This window comes from Collinsella ihumii, assembly GCF_900046475.1.
Taxonomy (GTDB): Bacteria; Actinomycetota; Coriobacteriia; order Coriobacteriales; family Coriobacteriaceae; genus Collinsella; species Collinsella ihumii.
Window position 1 is genome coordinate 53,567 of record NZ_FCOU01000015.1, and the last position, 16,158, is coordinate 69,724.

Consider the following 16,158-nt stretch of genomic DNA (forward strand, 5'->3'; position numbering starts at 1 on the left):
TACAGTCAGGGCTCACCTGCCCATACAACGTTTGAGGGGAGCGATCATATGGATCAGACCGCACTGTTCAAGATGAGCTACGGCTTGTACGTGGTGTCCGCCGAGGCGGACGGGCAGCGTGCAGGCTGCGTCATCAACACGGCGACGCAGGTGACCGCCCTGCCGCCGCGCCTGATGGTCGCCGTCCACAAGGACAACGTGACGACCGGCGTCATCCAGCGCGCGGGCGCCTTCACCGTGACGGCGATCGACATGACGGCCGATATGCCCTATATCGGCAACTTCGGGTTCCGCACGAGCGCCAATTTCGACAAGTTCGAGAAGTACGGCTGCGAGATCTCCGCGGTGGGAAGCCCGTACTCTTCCGAGCATGTGTGCGCGCTGTTTGCGTGCAAGGTGGTCGATACCGTCGACGTGGGCACGCATCTGCTGTTCATCGGCGATGTTGTCGATGCGCAGAAGCTCTCCGACGAGGAGCCGTTGACGTACAGCTATTACCACTCGACCCTAAAGGGCAAGACGCCGCCCAAGGCATCGAGCTATCAAGCGTAGCCTGCGCGAATGGGCGGAGCGCTTGACGCATAAATGCTACTAATAATATGTCCTATTTGCGAAGATGAACCGTTGTCGGAATCGCGGAATAGTTTCTCGCGAGGATGGATATACTACGGATTACGGTCATCGCCTACGAAAGGATTCAATCATGGCTGACGAGAAGAAGTATAAGTTCGTGTGCGTCGTGTGCGGCTACGAGGTCGAGGTCGACACCCCCGAGCTGCCTGAGGATTACGTCTGCCCCGTGTGCGGCGTCGGTCCCGATCAGTTCGAGCTCGTCGAGGAGTAGCATCGCTGCTTCTTGCACACGATCGCCCCGGCGGCCTCGCGGCTGCTGGGGCCTTTTGCTATATCGGGCCCCCGCGCTCTTCTGCGGGGAAGCGCATAGAAAGGATGTGGTGACATGAACGAGATCGAGCGCAACGTATCGCCGCTGCACGTCGAGCGGACGGCGCCTACTATCAGTTCGCGTATGTTCAATCTGGTCATCGCCGGCCTCATCTTCGCAGGATTCTGCGTGATGGGGATCGGCACCCATATCGTGACGTCGCCGGCGTTCATGAGCTGGCTGGTGCGGCATCCCATCATGTACCTGGTCATCAGCCTCGTCGGAAGCATCGCGGGCATCGTCATCATGAGCGGCGCGGTCAAGCGCCAGTCCGTGGCGCGCTCGCTGATCGGGTACGCCCTGTTCGTCTGCACGTTCGGGCTTCTGTGCTCGATGGCGGTGAGCGCCTACGACCTTCCGACCGTCAACGCCGCCTTCACCGCGACGGCGGGCATCACGGTCGTCTTCGGCGCCCTCGGCCTCGTGATACCGCAGGTGTTCCGCCGGCTCATGGGCGTGTTCTCCGTGGCGCTGCTCGCCCTGCTCGTGGTCCAGCTCGTCATGATGTTCATGGGCGTCGACCAGACGTGGCTCGACATCGCGATCGTCGTGGTGTTCTGCGGCTTCATCGGCTACGACATGCATCAGGCGACGCTGGTCGAGACCACGCTGCCCAATGCGGTCTTCATGGCGTGCAACCTGTTTTTGGACATCATGAACGTCTTTATGCGCCTGCTGAACATCTTCGGCAACAACCGATAGGGACGCTTGCCGCGCGCAGGTTCCGTAAGACCCAAAAAGGCGCCCCGAACCGCTGGGTTCGGGGCGCCTTTTGCGTGCGATGCGAGAAAGCTGGGGCCTAGGACTTCTTCTCCACCTTGGTGCCGCAGCGCGGGCAGGTGATGCGGATGCGACCCTTGCCGCGGGGAACGGAGAGGATCTGGCCGCAGTTCTTGCACTTGAAGTACATCGTGGTCTTGCGGTTGTCCCACATCTTCTGTGCCGTGCGCTTCTTGCGCTCGAAATCGGCCGCAGCGGCGGACTGCTTTCCGCGCGGGCGGTTGCCGGATGCGAAGCCGCTCAGGAACGGGACCTTGGAGATCGCGTCGAGGAAGACCTGGTTCTCATGGTCGCGTGCGGGGCTCTCGGGCATAAAGGCGCGCACGAGGGCGAGGATGACGATGATCAGGGCGATCCAGCCCAGGAAGGAGACCGAGAAGATCGAGCCGATGAGCGCAAGCACCATGCTCAGGCCACCGAGTGCGGTGCTCAGCTCGTCGACGCCATGACGGCCGTTCATGAAATTCTGCATTGATCCGAGCCTCGTTTCTATGGCAGATAGATACAACTCAAAAAAGTGTACCTGTTTTTTCATACCTGTGTGGGCGAAACCCCGATTTCACCACCGTTTGATGCGATGGGGCCGGAAACGGGACCGACGGGATGCGCCCCGCCGCCATGCTGAGGGCGACGGGGCGCAGGCGTCGCGGCGATGAGCGATGAGCGAGGGACTACTTCACCAGCTTCTCGATGACGGTCTCGATCTCGCTGAGCTTGGCGTCCTTCTCCTGCTCGTCGCCCGTCTCCATGGCCGTGCGCACGCAGCCCTCGACGTGCGCCTTGAGCACGTCGGCGTTGATGCGCGCGAGCAGCGACTGGGTCGCCATGAGCTGGGTCGACACGTCGATGCAGTAGCGGTCTTCCTCCACCATGCGCAAGATCCCGTCGATCTGCCCGCGCGCCGTCTTGAGCAGGCGCGTGATGCGCTCGCGATCGGCTACCATGCGAGGCCCCGTCTACGCGGCCTGGATGCTGACGACCTTGAAGCTGTCGCCCGCGCCCTCGACGGCCGCCGTGAGCTGGTCAGTCGTGACCTCGTCGCCGCACTCGACGGTGACCGTGTTGGTCTCGTGGTCGGCGTCGGCGTCGGTCACGCCCGCGATGTTGAGCAGCGCGCTCTCAACGGAGGCGTCGCAGTGGCCGCAGTGGAGGCCTTCGGTCTTGATGGTGTAGTTCATGATGTGCTCCTCTCCTGCACGAAAACGTTTCGGTTTCCGTGCATCATATTACTTCGCCGCGTCGGCGATTTTGGGACGAAAGCCGCGCAGGCGCAGCGCGTTGGCGACCACGCAGACGCTCGACAGGCTCATGGCCGCCGCGCCGAACATGGGCGAGAGCTGCCAGCCGAGAACGGGGTACAGGACGCCGGCCGCCAGCGGGATGCCGAGGCTGTTGTAGAACAGCGCCCAGAAGAGATCCTGCTTGATGTTGCGGATCACCGCGCGCGACAGCTCGATGGCGCGGGCGACGTCGAGCAGGTCGCTGTGCATGAGCACGACGTCCGCCCCCTCCTTGGCCACGTCGGCGCCGGCGCCGATCGCCAGGCCCACATCGGCTCGGGCGAGCGCGGGGGAGTCGTTGATGCCGTCGCCCACCATGGCCACCACGTGGCCGGAATCCTGCAGCTCGCGCACGTGGCGCTCCTTGTCGGCGGGCAGGACGTCGGCGATCACGTCGGAGAGGCCAACGGCACGCGCGATGGCGTCGGCGGTCAGCCGGTTGTCGCCGGTGAGCATGACCGCCTTCACGCCCAGGCGGCCGAGCGCCGCGATGGCGGCGGGGCTCGTGGGCTTCACCTCGTCGGCGACTGCGATCGTGCCCACGAGCTCCCCGTTTTTGGCGAAGAACAGCGGGGTCTTGCCCGCGCGGGCGAACGATTCGAGCTGGGCGCGGTCGACATCGATGCCGAGCTCGGCCATGAGCTGGGCGTTGCCGGCGGCGATGGGGTTGGCGCCCTCGCGCGCCGTCACGCCGCGGCCGGGGACCGCCTGGAAGTCGGCGACGGGGCGGGCGACGATGCCGCGCTGGTCGGCGAGCGCCATGATCGCCTCCGCCAAGGGGTGCTCGCTCGATTTCTCGAGGGCGGCGGCAAGCTTGAGCAGCTGCTTTTCGCTCATGGAGCCCCCGTCGGCGCGCACGGCGGGCAGGATGTCGGTCACGGCGGGCTTGCCCTGCGTGACGGTGCCGGTCTTGTCGAGCACGACGGTGTCCACGTTGTGCAGCGTCTCGAGCGCCTCAGCGCTCTTGAACAGCACGCCCATCTCGGCGCCCTTGCCGGTGCTGACCATGATGGCCACGGGCGTGGCGAGGCCGAGGGCGCACGGGCAGCTGATGACCACGACGGCCACGCCGGCGGTGAGCGCCTCGTTGACGTTGCCGGTCACGACCATCCAGACGATGAACGTGGCCAGCGCGATGAGCAGCACAGCCGGCACGAAGACCGCCGCGACCTTGTCGGCCATGCGGGCGATGGGGGCCTTGGTGGCGTTGGCGTCCTCGACGAGCTGGATGATCTTGGCGAGGCTCGTGTCGGCTCCGACGCGGGTGGCGCGGAACGTGAACGAGCCGGTGCGGTTGATGGTCGCCGCATGCACGGTGTCGCCGGGGTTCTTCTCGACGGGGATCGATTCGCCGGTGAGCGCCGCCTCGTCGATGGAGGAGGAGCCCTCGAGCACGATGCCGTCGACGGGCACCGACTCTCCCGGGCGCACGCGGACCGTCTGGCCGACCTGGATGGCGTCGACGTCGACCGTTTGCTCGCCGCCGTCGGCATCGACGACGGTCGCGGTCTTGGGGGCGAGGTCGATGAGCGCCTCGATGGCCGAGCCGGTCTTGGATTTGGAGCGCGTCTCCAGGTACTTGCCCACCGTCACGAGCGTGAGGATGGTGCCCGCGCTCTCGAGATACAGGTTGTCCATGGCGGTGGCCGCCGCGCCGTGGACGTCGCCGTATGCGAGCTGGTCCGCCATGACGAACATGGCGTAGACCGACCACGCGACGCTCGCCGTGGCGCCGATGGCGATGAGCGCATCCATGGTCGGCGCGCGGTGGAGCAGCGACTTGTAGCCGTTGATGAAGTAGGCACGGTTCATATACAGGATGGGCAGCAGCAGCACCAGCTCAGTCAGGGCGAGCGTCATCGCGTGGATGTGGTCGGTGAAGACTTCCGGCAGCGGCCAGCCGAGCATGTGCCCCATGCCGATGTAGAACAGTGGGACGAGGAAGATGATCGAGGTGATCAGGCGCGTCTTCATCGCGGCGGCCGTCGCCTCGAGCTTTTTGGTGGGCGACTCGTGATGCGCGGCGCCCGGCCCCGCCGCCGAGGCACCCGCGGTGGCGGTCGCCACGAGCGATGCCGAGTATCCGGCGCGATCGACGGCGGCGCAGATGTCGTCAGGGGTGACCTGCGATTCGTCGAAATCGACGGCCATGGATCCCGAAAGGAGGTTGACCGAGACGTCCGAGACGCCCGCAAGGTTGCAGACGGCCTTGTTGACGTGCGCCTCGCACGCCGCGCAGGTCATGCCGCCCACATCGAATTTCTCATGAGCCATACCGGCTCCTTTCTCGTATGGTTCTGCACCTATCATACACCTACACCCCCTGGGGGTGTCTAGAAGTTTGACGAATCTTACACGGTGCGTCCAGCTTTGGGGCCGCGGGCGGGGCGTATGGCGCATTCGCTCTGGCACATCGTGCGTTCGTTCTTTTTTGGTCGAAGCATCCCGCCGCGCGGTTATAGTGATGCGCATCTGTAGTAAGGAGGATGCTCATGCTGTTTTCATACGGGTCGCACCGCATGCTGCCCCTGCGCGCGACCGTTGCCGTCCTTGTCGGCCTGTTCGCGTTCACCGCGCCGTCGAGCGCGTTCGCGCAGCGCGTCGACGACGAGGTCGCCATCGCGTTTACCAACGATGTCCACTGCGAGGTCGATAGCACCGCGGGCGAGGCGCTCGGATATGCGGGCGTCGCCGCTGCGGTCGACGACCTCGAGGCGACCTATGGTGAGGCCAACGTGACCGTCATCGATGCGGGCGACGCCATCCAGGGCGGGCCGGTCGGCCTGCTGACGGAGGGCGAGGCCATCGTCCGCCTCATGAACGCCGTGGGCTACGATTACGCCGTGCCCGGCAACCATGAGTACGACTACGGTATGCAGCGCCTGCTGAGCCTCGTCGAGCTGTCCGACGCCACGTACCTGTCCTGCAACTTCACGGAGCTCGGGTCGGGCGCGCCGGTGTTTTCCCCGTACGCCGTTAAGACCTACGAGGCGAGGCCGGCGGCAGGGGATGCCGACGGCGTGCTCAAGGTCGCCTACGTGGGCATCACCACGCCCGAGACGCTCACCAAGTCCTCGCCGGCATCGTTCACCGACGATGACGGCGCCTATATCTACGGCTTTGAGGAGGACGAGACGGGCGAGGCGCTTTATGCGCGCGTGCAGGCAGCCGTGGACGCTGCGCGCGCCGAGGGGGCCGACTACGTAGTCGCCGTGGGGCATCTGGGGCGCTCCGGCATCACCGACCGCTGGACGAGCGATGCGGTGATCTCCCATACGACCGGCATCGACGCCTTCATCGACGGCCATTCGCACGAGAGCTACGTGACGAGTGTCGCGAACGAGGACGGCCGTCAGGTCCCGCTCGCCCAGACGGGCACCAAGCTCGCCGCGGTGGGCGAGCTCACCATCGATCCCGACGACCCGGACAGCGAGGTCCTGAGCTTCGAGCTCACGTCGGCAGCCGATTTCACCGAGACCGCCGACGATGTCCAGGCGCAGGTGGATGCCGTGGACGCCGAGCTCGCCGAGGAGCTCGACCGCGTCGTGGGGGAGAGCGCCGTCGCCTTGGTGAGCGAGAATGAGCAGACGGGCCTGTATGTGCGCCTGGGCGAGACCAACATGGGCGATTTCGTGGCCGATGCGTACCGCGCGGCGACCGGCGCCCAGATCGCGATCGTCAACGGCGGCGGCGTGCGCTCGTCGATCGACGCCGGGCCGATCACCAACAACGACCTGTACGGGGTGCAGCCGTTCGGCAACGAGCTCAGCATGGTCGAGGCGACCGGTCAGCAGATCTTGGACGCGCTCGAGATGGGCGTCAGCGAGTATCCCGAGGCAAGCGGCGGCTTTTTGCAGGTATCGGGCTTGACCTACGCGGTGCGCACCGATATCCCCTCGACGGTCGAGGTGGACGACCACGGCGCCTTCCTGCGCGTCGCGGGCGAGCGGCGCGTGCGCGACGTGCGCGTGGCGGGCGAGCTGATCGACCCCGCGCGCACCTATACGCTTGCAAGCCACGGGTACCTGCTCCATGAGGGCGGCGACGGCATGACGATGTTCGAGGACTGCCCGGTGCTGCTCGAAAACGCCATGACGGACGTCCAGGGGCTGATGACCTATCTCGCCGAGGATCTGGGCGGCGTGGTTTCCGATGCGTACGCGGATCCTGCGGGCGATGGGCGCATCGTGCTGACGACGGGCGACGTCGAGCCCGAGCCCGCACCGAATCCCGACCCCGCACCGGAGCCCGGGACGGGCGAGGAGACGCCGTCCGATGCGACGGATCCGGGCGACACCCAGGTCAGCGAGCCAGGCGCCGGTTCGGACGCGCGTCCCGGATCGGACGGCCTGCCCCAGACGGGTGACACGGGATTGACGGGGGCTGCGGCGGCCGGCGGGATCGGCATCCTGTGCTTCGCCGGCGGCATCGCGCTGCTTGCGCACCGCAAGCGCGGCTAGAGAGACGCCGAACGGACCCGGCGCTACGTCCTTGCTCCTGAGGGGTATAACAAGCGCAACCGGCGGATTGCCCGTCGGTTGCGCTTGCCGTTTCGCACGCGGTGCGCCTGCAACTTTTTTGGGAGGTCGACATGGGCTTTTTCTCCGAGTTCTCAAAAGCGCTGAACGGCGACGATGCGGGTGAGCGCTACACGGTGGCGGGGCGCCCGGTGACGTGTCCCCACTGCGGCGGGACGCGCTTCCATGAAAGCACAGCGCTGCTTGACGGGCGCGCCGCCTCGATGTTCGGCGTCGAGTGGGCTGGCGGATCTGCCGTGACGCTCACGTGCGCGAAGTGCGGCCATGTCGAGTGGTTCGCCAGCGGGAAGCTTGTCGAGCGGACGTAGCGCGCTTCGCGGAGCTGTTCGGGCGCTTCATTCGTGGTGTTCGGGTGTTTCCATCGCTTTCCCACAGGGTTTATCTGCTCAGTTCGTATACTGTTCGGTCGGCGGATCCTGCTCCCTCGCGCAAACCGGCCGCAGAAGGCATAGGCGCGAACCGCTGAGAGTGTTTACGTGTCTGACGTTCACGGCGCCTTGCGCCGTGCGGAATGGATTGTGCATTTATGCCTACAACTGAACAGATTTCCCCGACGTTTGCCGATCTTGGCCTGTCCCAAACGGTGCTGAGCGCGGTTGCCGATATGGGCTATGAGACCCCGACGCCGGTCCAGGCCGCGGCCATCCCGGAGGTCCTCGCCGGTCGCGACCTGCTGGCCGCGGCCCAGACGGGCACGGGCAAGACCGCCGCGTTCTTGCTCCCGCTCATGGACAAGCTCGACCATGTCGCCCCGCCCGTGAAAAAGGGCGAGCGCGGGCGTCGCCGCAAGCGCCTGGCGCGCGGTCGCGGCCCGCTCATGCTCGTCATCACGCCCACGCGCGAGCTCGCCCAGCAGATTGATACCGTGTGCCACGCCGTCGCGCGCCGCACGGGCCATGTCGCGGTGACCGTCGTCGGCGGCGTGGGCTACGTCCCCCAGAAGCAGGCGCTCGCGCGCGGCTGCGACATCCTGGTCGCCACGCCGGGCCGCCTGGTCGACCTGATCGAGCAGGGGTCCGCGAACCTCGACGAGGTCAGCGTGCTCGTGCTCGACGAAGCCGACCGCATGCTCGACATGGGCTTTTTGCCGCAGGTGCGCGCCATCGTCGAGAAGTGCCGCACCGAGCGCCAGACGCTGCTGTTCTCCGCGACGCTCGACGAGGGCCGCGTCGGCTCCATCACTGACCTGGTGCGCGACCCCGCTCGCGTCGAGATCGCCCCGGTGACCTCGACCGCCGAGACCGTCGATCAGTACGTCTGCCCGGTGGCGCTCGACGCCAAGAACGGGGCGCTCACGGCGGTGCTCAAGAAGGAGGGCCCCGAGCGCGTGATCGTGTTCGTGCGCACCAAGCGCCGCGCCGACACCTGCGCCCGCAGGCTCGAGCGCTCCGGCATCAAGTGCGGCGCCATCCACGGCGACCGCAGCCAGGCCCAGCGCGAGCGCGCCCTGCGCGACTTCCGCGAGGGCAAGGTGCAGGTGCTCGTGGCGACCGACGTGCTCGCGCGCGGCATCGACATCTCCGACGTGCGCTACGTCGTGAACTTCGATGTGCCCGAGGAGCCGACCGACTACATCCACCGCATCGGCCGCACGGGCCGCGCCGGCGAGGAGGGCTGGTCGCTCACGTTCGTGACCCGCGACGATATCGACGAGTTCTTCGATATCGAGGCCCTGATGGGCAAGACGGCGGATCTCTACGACGCCGAGGGCATCGATCTTGGCTCCGACGCGCCCCGCGTCGATCCCGACCGCGTGCCTGCCGACCACGTCGCAGGCAAGAAGGAGAAGAAGCGTCGTCGCCAGAAGGCCAAGAAGGCCAACGAGCGCCGCGAGCGCCGCGAGAAGAAGCAGCGCGCCCCCCGTCAGCGCGACATCGCCCGCAGCCGGCCAGCGCCGATGGTACTGCGGGGGAAGCCCGTGGGAGAGCAGGGCGCCGCTGACCGGTGGACGGCGCTTCGTCGCAGGGGAGGGCCCCGCGGGATGTTCCCGCGGGGCCCTCCCCTTTTTATGTACAGGTTTAGCCTGTGCGGCTCGCGCTTGGTTCTCGGCTTTTATTCTGCTACATTGATATGCTGTTATCGACATAACGCAGTTCAACGCAACAGAATCGAAGTATATGTACACTGCATTCGTTATCGGCAATATCGCCTCAGGTAAATCATGCGCCACTCGCTACCTTGAGCAGCGCGGGGCCCTGCGAATCGATCTTGACGCCATGGCGAAAGATCTCTATGTGCCGGGATCTCAGCTGGTTCTCGATATCGCTGAGCGATTCGGATACGATGTCCTTGCTCCCGATGGAGGTATCGATACCAGGGAGCTTGCACGGGTCGCTTTCGCTACCCCTGAGGATTCGGCCGACCTAAACGCGCTCGTTCATCCTGTTCTCATCGAGCAGCTGTCCTTGCGTCTGCTTCCGCCACTCTGCTGTACCGTAACGGCTCCTGATCCCGAGCTCGTTGTCGTCGAGGTATCGGTGGCATCTGCATTTACCGACGCGTTCGGGCTGGCTGATGAGATCATCGCCATTACGGCCCCCTTGGATGTCCGTCGAGAACGCGCTATCGAACGCGGCATGGACGGCTCTGCGTTTGACGATCGCGCCTCTTGCCAGCCTTCTGAGGAGGAACTGTGCGCCCTTGCTCAGGTCGTGATTGACAATACCGCTGGAGATGATAGCCTGTTTAGCTCTCTTGATCAGTGGCTTGCTGATCGTCATCTGCTGTCCGCCCAGGAGGTCACCCAATGACGCGCCGCCCTCGCTTGTTCGCTTGGTATCGCACGGTACCCATCGTGATCGTGCTGCTGTTCGGCGTGGCGTCATGGGCTTATGCTTACGCTCCCGCCCAGCTGTTCCAGGTATTCTATCCCCTGCGCTATGAGGAGGACATCCTTACCTCGGCGACCAATCACGGAGTCGATCCGTATCTCGTGGCCGCCGTCATCGAGACCGAATCGGGTTGGGACCCGACGGCTCGCTCAGACAGGGGCGCACAGGGTCTTATGCAGCTCATACCCGAGACTGCGCACGATATGGTCGTGAAAGGGCTTGTCGACGGAGGGGTGTATGATTCTTCGAATCTTGACGACCCCGCGACGAATATTGAGATCGGCTGCGCGTACCTCTCGTACCTGATTTCCTATTTCAACGGCGCGACCGATCATGCCATCGCGGCGTACAATGCGGGCATGGGCAATGTGGACAGTTGGACGGAGACGGGCGATGAGCTTTCCGATGCCATCACGTTCCCTGAAACCCAATCGTATCTCGCGCGCGTCACGACGGCGCACGAGCGGTATCGCGAACTGTATCCCGATAGCTTCCTGTAGGTCGATCGAAGAGGGGAGTACCCATGTCGCAGTTTGAGGTCGAGCGCGTCGGAGGCGAGCTCAAGCGGTTCGGCATGGCGGGCGAGGCTGCCAAATTTGAGGTCGTATCACCCTATGAGCCCTCAGGAGACCAGCCGCAGGCAATTGCTTCACTGGTTAAGGGCGTGGAGGACGGCGACCGGTACCAGGTGCTTCTGGGCGTGACGGGCTCGGGCAAAACCTTCACGATGGCCAAGACCATCGAGGCCCTCGGCAAACCGACCCTCGTGATGGCGCCCAACAAGACCCTTGCCGCGCAGCTCGCGAGCGAGCTTAAGGAGTTCTTTCCGCACAACGCGGTCGTGTACTTCGTCTCGTACTACGATTACTATCAGCCCGAAGCCTATGTGCCGTCGAGCGATACCTATATCGAGAAAGACTCGTCGATCAACGAGGAAGTCGAGATGCTGCGTCACCAGGCGACGGCCTCGCTTCTGTCCCGTCGCGACGTGATCGTGGTGGCGTCGGTCTCATGCATCTACGGAATCGGCAGCCCCGAGGACTATGCGGGTCTGGCCCCAAATGTCGATAAGAAGGATCCGCTCGAGCGCGACGACTTCATCCACGCGTTGATCGATATCCAGTACGATCGCAACGATTACGACTTGGCGCGCGGTACGTTTCGCGTGCGCGGCGACGTGGTCGACGTGTACCCGCCGTATGCGGAACATCCCTTGCGCTTCGAGTTCTTCGGCGACGAGGTGGAGCTCATAGCCGAGATCGACGAGGTGACCGGTGAGATCCTGCGCGAGTACGATGCGATTCCCGTCTGGCCCGCTTCGCACTACGTGACCGAGAAACCCAAGGTGACGCACGCCCTGAAGACCATCGAAGAGGAGCTCGAGGGTCGTGTGGCGGAGCTCAAGGCGTCCGACAAGCTTCTTGAGGCCCAGAGGCTGCAGCAGCGCACCGACTATGATCTTGAGATGCTTGAGACGATGGGCTTCTGCACGGGCATCGAGAACTACTCGCGCCATCTCGACGGGCGCAAGCCGGGCGAGCCGCCGTTCACGCTGATCGATTATTTCCCCAAGGACATGCTGTGCATCATCGATGAGAGCCACGTCACGGTCCCTCAGATTCGCGGTATGCACGAAGGCGACCGTTCGCGCAAGGTGACGCTCGTAGAGCACGGGTTCCGCCTGCCGTCGGCGCTCGACAATCGGCCCTTGCGTTTCGACGAGTTCGAGGCGCGCATCCCCCAGTTCATCTACGTGAGCGCGACGCCGGGAGACTACGAGCTGCGCGTGAGCCAGAACAACGTGGAGCAGATCATTCGCCCGACGGGTCTGCTCGACCCCAAGATCGATGTGCGTCCGGTTCGCGGGCAGATCGACGACCTGCTTGATGAGATCCGCGAGCGTACGGCGCGCCATGAGCGCGTGCTCGTGACGACGCTCACGAAGCGCATGGCCGAGGATCTGACCGATCACCTGCTCGATGCGGGCATCAAGGTCAACTACATGCATTCCGATACCGCGACGCTCGATCGCGTCGAGATCCTGCGCGACCTGCGCCAGGGCAAGATCGACGTGCTGGTGGGCATCAACCTGCTGCGCGAGGGCCTGGACCTGCCCGAGGTGTCGCTCGTCGCCATTCTGGATGCCGACAAGGAGGGCTTCCTGCGCAACCGCCGCTCGCTGATCCAGACGATCGGCCGCGCGGCGCGCAATGCCGACGGCGAGGTCATCATGTACGCGGATACGATTACCGAGTCCATGCGCGAGGCGATCGACGAGACGAGTCGGCGCCGTACGATCCAGATGGCGTTCAACCAGGAGCACGGCATCGAGCCCAAGACGGTGCGCAAGGCGATCAACGACATCTCGAGCTTCATCGCCGAGGCGACCGAGACGGTGGGCAAGAAGGACCGCAGCCGCGGCGACACGCTCGGGCACGGCGCGTTCTTCACCCCGGCGGGCAGCGAGGATGCGGGCGGCGAGACCATGGAGGAGACGACCGGCGCCAAACTTGCCGACGAGCTCGCGAACCTGCCGTCCGATGAGATCGCGCGGATCATCGCCACGATGGAGGATGACATGCGCAGCGCGAGCGAGGCGATGGATTTCGAGGAGGCTGCGCGTCTGCGCGATGCGCTCGTGCACCTCAAGGCGCTTGTCGAGGGCGGCAGCGAGGAGGAGATCATCGACCGCCTGAGGCAAAATGCGCGCAAGGGCTCCGCATTCGGTGGCGGCCGCAAGAGGCAGGGGGCGCGCTTCAAGAAATAGGCGTGCGCCTTCCGCGGGGCTATCGGTCGGCGTTTCCTTTAGGCTGCGGTATACTTCACCACAGGGATATACATGGGGGGAGTAACCGATGAGACATCAGACCGTCGATCTGCTGGGGCGCGTCAAGCAGCACCTCCTGCAGACAAAGTGGAACCTCGTCGTCATGGCCGCGTGCTGCTTCGTCATGGCCGTATACAATTTCGTCGTTCCCGCTTCGGGCGTGCTGGGCGTTGCGGGCAGCGGGCTGGACGGCGTGATCGGCGCGCTTCCTGTCTGCGGAATCGTCGCGGGCGCCCTGTCGCTTGTGGGCTCGTTCGCATCCAAGAGCACCTGGGTGCTCTCGTGGGTCGAGGTCGCATTCGAGATCGCGATGTTCGCGCTCGGCTTCTGGGGACTGTTCTTCCCGACGACCATGGGCGACTATGCCGGCGTCCTCGCATTCGCGGGCGTGTTCGCGGCGCTGTACCTGGTTGCCGTCTCGCTTGAGATGGACCGCATGGGTGCGGGCCGCTGGGTCGTCTCCCTGTGCGTGGCCGCCGTGGTCGCCGTGCTGGCGCTTGCGCTGGCAATGGGCTTCGCGGGCGTCTCGGGGGCTCAGGGAGTCGCCTCGCTCATGCTTTTCGTCGCCGCATGGGGCTTTGTGTACGGCGCGGTGTCTCTGCAGGGTGTCGGTTCCGTCGAGGATTCGATCGCGGCTCCGGTGCGCCTGTTCGGCAGGGACCGCGCGTAGCTTCAGATTCAATCTTGGCATGTTGAGGGCTCCGTCGCGAAGCGCGGCGGAGCCCTTTTTACTAGCCCCTGTCAGGCCATTGTGGATACGGAGGCGGCTCGACAGATGGGTTGAAACGAACACGTCCCCAACCAACCCATCGCGGCGGGTCGCTACAGGCTGTCGATGAGGGCCTCGGCGCATCGGATGCCGTCGGCTGCGGCGCTCATGATGCCGCCCGCGTAGCCGGCGCCTTCTCCGCACGGGTAGATGCCCGGCGCGCCCAGGGCAGTGCAGGAGCGATCGCGGACGACGGTGACCGGCGAGCTCGAGCGCGATTCGATGGCGGTGAGCACGGCCTCGTCGTCGCTATAGCCGCGCAGTTTCTTGCCGAGGGCGGGGATGCCGGCTCGCAGCGTCTCGACGATGTGCGAAGGGAGCGCCTCGTCGATGGCGGTCCAGGTGACGCCAAGGGGGTACGTGGGCTGGATGCGGCCCACTCGAGCGCTTTCGCGCCCGGAAAGGAAGTCGCCGACGAGCTGCGCGGGGGCGCGGTAGTTCCCGCCTCCCATCTCGAACGCCCTGCGCTCGCAACGGCGCTGCAGCTCGACGCCTGCGAGCGGGTCCGTGCCCGGTAGGTCGTCAGGATTCACGTTGACGAGCAGCGCCGCGTTTGCGTTCACGCCCGCGCGGGCGTGGAGGCTGGCCCCGTTGACGACAACGCCGCCGGCCTCGGAGGCTGCGGCGACGACCTCGCCGCCCGGGCACATGCAGAACGTGAAGACGTTGCGGCCGTTCGGCATGTGGGCCACCAGCTTATAGGGGGCGGCCCCGAGGGCGGGGTGGCCGGCAGCAGGGCCGTATTGGGCGCGGTCAATATCCGCCTGCAGGTGCTCGATGCGAACGCCCATGGCGAACGTCTTGCGCTCGACGGCGAATCCGCGACGTACGAGCAGCTCGAACACGTCGCGCGCCGAATGGCCGCATGCGAGGATGATGCGGTCCGCGGAGATGCGCTCGGTTGCCTCGCCCGCGCCCCCGTCCTGCTCGACGGTGATGGCCTTCGGTGCCCCTGTGGCGGTGCGCTCTATGTCGACCATCCGGCAGCGGAAGCGGACCTCGCCCCCCAGCTGCTCGATGCGCCGAACGATATGGGTGACGACCAGGGGCAGGACGTCTGAGCCCACATGGGGCTTCGCGTCCCAGAGGATGTCGCGTGCGGCGCCCGCATCCACCATCGTCTGCAAGATCAACCGGTGATGCGGGTTTTTGGTGCCCGTGTTGAGCTTGCCGTCGGAGAACGTGCCGGCCCCGCCCAGGCCGAACTGTATATTGCTTTCGGGGTCGAGCTCGCGGGTCTTGATAAAACGGTCGATGGCCGCCGTGCGCCGCTCGGCGTTGTCGCCGCGTTCGATGAGCAGCGGGCGCAGGCCCGCCTCGGCCAGCGTGAGGGCGGCAAACAGTCCCGCGCATCCTGCACCGACGACGACGGGCCGCATCTCGGGCCGACGGGAGGCGTGCAGGGGAGCGGGAAAGTTGACCGGGGCGTCATCGATCTTGCGCACCCGGGACGCGTTGCGCGCGGACAGGCGCCGCAGCGCCGCCTCTTCCGCCGCGCGGGTGCGCAGGTTCACATGCGCACTGAGGACGAAGTGAACCTCGCGCTTCTTGCGCGCGTCGACGGATTTGCGGTGGAGCTCCACATGTGCGAGGTCCTCCGGCCTGCAGGAGAGCACACGGGCCGCTTCGGAGCGGCAGGCGTCAAGGCAGCCCTGCTCGGTCGCTCCCGTATCGAGGCTGACGGGAATCTGGGTGATCTCTAGCATGGCGCGCCTTTCGCGTATCGAGATGTGTGCATGGGCTACATGGTAGATGGTTTGACGCCGGGTGCAACTTAGGGAACGCTGATTTACTTGCCCATGTGCTCTTAGGACCCTCCCCGGACCCCGCTCGATAAGAGGGCACGGCTCCCGGCGCCGCGGCAGGTGCCGTTCTCCCTGGGAAAAGTGGCTAGAAATTTCTGTTTTGCTGTAGCTGAGCCTGGATGGAGGGGTCGGAAGCCCGCCGCCGGCACCGATTTCTCCCCGGAGCGCCCGATTCGGGGATCTTTGGGTCCAGAAACCAGCTTCGCAGCCAGCCAATACAGCCAAAACGGATTATCCGGACATCTCCGCAACGCCCGGCGGGGATGCGGACAAAAAGTTGGACACCCGCGGGTGTCCGGATTGGAGTCCGAATGTACCCCAAGGAGACCAGGGAGCTCGCCCTCGAGGCGCTGCGGCTCGGGTTCAGCGTCCGCGAGGCCGCCGA

General features: G+C 65.3%; 15 protein-coding genes. 10 read left to right on the forward strand and 5 right to left on the reverse strand.

The genetic code is table 11. The features are described 5' to 3' along the window. Positions 1-48: 48 nt before the first annotated feature. The 3 genes from BN3789_RS11895 to BN3789_RS11905 all read left to right on the forward strand — a co-directional run bounded on the left by BN3789_RS11895 (position 49) and on the right by BN3789_RS11905 (position 1,645). Positions 49-552: a flavin reductase family protein gene (locus BN3789_RS11895; RefSeq protein WP_066834649.1), complete on the forward strand. Its 504-nt coding sequence runs from the start codon at positions 49-51 to the stop codon at positions 550-552. Positions 553-703: 151 nt separating this feature from the next. Continuing rightward, entirely contained in the window at positions 704-844 is a 141-nt protein-coding gene (locus BN3789_RS11900; RefSeq protein WP_066834651.1) for a rubredoxin-like domain-containing protein, read from the forward strand. Between the two features lie 114 nt (positions 845-958). Next, the gene (locus tag BN3789_RS11905) at positions 959-1,645 is read left to right on the forward strand and encodes a Bax inhibitor-1 family protein (RefSeq protein WP_066834654.1); all 687 of its coding nucleotides are present in this window, start codon (positions 959-961) and stop codon (positions 1,643-1,645) included. 97 nt (positions 1,646-1,742) lie between these two features. On the opposite strand, the gene BN3789_RS11910 is transcribed toward BN3789_RS11905, so the two are convergent. From BN3789_RS11910 to BN3789_RS11925, 4 genes are all read right to left on the reverse strand, one after another. After that, entirely contained in the window at positions 1,743-2,183 is a 441-nt protein-coding gene (locus tag BN3789_RS11910) for a TFIIB-type zinc ribbon-containing protein (RefSeq protein ID WP_229254376.1), read from the reverse strand. A 211-nt stretch (positions 2,184-2,394) separates the two neighbouring features. Beyond that, complete coding sequence (locus BN3789_RS11915) at positions 2,395-2,667, reverse strand: metal-sensing transcriptional repressor (RefSeq protein WP_066834662.1); 273 nt, start codon at positions 2,665-2,667, stop codon at positions 2,395-2,397. Between the two features lie 12 nt (positions 2,668-2,679). Continuing rightward, on the reverse strand, positions 2,680-2,901 hold the full coding sequence (locus BN3789_RS11920; RefSeq protein WP_066834665.1) for a heavy-metal-associated domain-containing protein: 222 nt from the start codon (positions 2,899-2,901) through the stop codon (positions 2,680-2,682). 48 nt (positions 2,902-2,949) lie between these two features. After that, a complete protein-coding gene (locus BN3789_RS11925) occupies positions 2,950-5,277 on the reverse strand; it encodes a heavy metal translocating P-type ATPase (RefSeq protein WP_066834668.1) in 2,328 nt (775 codons plus the stop codon). A gap of 218 nt (positions 5,278-5,495) precedes the next feature. Between BN3789_RS11925 and BN3789_RS11930 the strand changes: the two genes are divergently transcribed. The 7 genes from BN3789_RS11930 (at position 5,496) to BN3789_RS11960 (ending at position 13,869) form a co-directional block, all read left to right on the forward strand. Continuing rightward, complete coding sequence (locus BN3789_RS11930; RefSeq protein WP_066834670.1) at positions 5,496-7,463, forward strand: 5'-nucleotidase C-terminal domain-containing protein; 1,968 nt, start codon at positions 5,496-5,498, stop codon at positions 7,461-7,463. A 131-nt stretch (positions 7,464-7,594) separates the two neighbouring features. Then, entirely contained in the window at positions 7,595-7,849 is a 255-nt protein-coding gene (locus tag BN3789_RS11935; RefSeq protein ID WP_066834673.1) for a DNA-binding protein, read from the forward strand. Positions 7,850-8,067: 218 nt separating this feature from the next. Then, positions 8,068-9,699: a DEAD/DEAH box helicase gene (locus BN3789_RS11940; RefSeq protein ID WP_229254378.1), complete on the forward strand. Its 1,632-nt coding sequence runs from the start codon at positions 8,068-8,070 to the stop codon at positions 9,697-9,699. Then, positions 9,659-10,291, forward strand: a complete 633-nt coding sequence (gene coaE, locus BN3789_RS12510; protein ID WP_079989321.1) for a dephospho-CoA kinase — start codon at positions 9,659-9,661, stop codon at positions 10,289-10,291. Before BN3789_RS11940 ends, coaE begins: the two co-directional genes overlap by 41 nt. Further along, the gene (locus tag BN3789_RS11950) at positions 10,288-10,872 is read left to right on the forward strand and encodes a lytic transglycosylase domain-containing protein (RefSeq protein WP_066834678.1); all 585 of its coding nucleotides are present in this window, start codon (positions 10,288-10,290) and stop codon (positions 10,870-10,872) included. The genes coaE and BN3789_RS11950 overlap by 4 nt, the downstream gene beginning before the upstream one ends. 23 nt (positions 10,873-10,895) lie before the next feature. Then, the gene (uvrB, locus tag BN3789_RS11955) at positions 10,896-13,139 is read left to right on the forward strand and encodes an excinuclease ABC subunit UvrB (RefSeq protein WP_066834681.1); all 2,244 of its coding nucleotides are present in this window, start codon (positions 10,896-10,898) and stop codon (positions 13,137-13,139) included. Positions 13,140-13,227: 88 nt separating this feature from the next. Continuing rightward, positions 13,228-13,869, forward strand: a complete 642-nt coding sequence (locus tag BN3789_RS11960) for a hypothetical protein (protein ID WP_066834683.1) — start codon at positions 13,228-13,230, stop codon at positions 13,867-13,869. 152 nt (positions 13,870-14,021) lie between these two features. On the opposite strand, the gene BN3789_RS11965 is transcribed toward BN3789_RS11960, so the two are convergent. Beyond that, positions 14,022-15,674, reverse strand: coding sequence for an NAD(P)/FAD-dependent oxidoreductase (locus tag BN3789_RS11965; protein ID WP_066834686.1), 1,653 nt, complete (start codon positions 15,672-15,674; stop codon positions 14,022-14,024). Between the last annotated feature and the right edge of the window lie 484 nt (positions 15,675-16,158).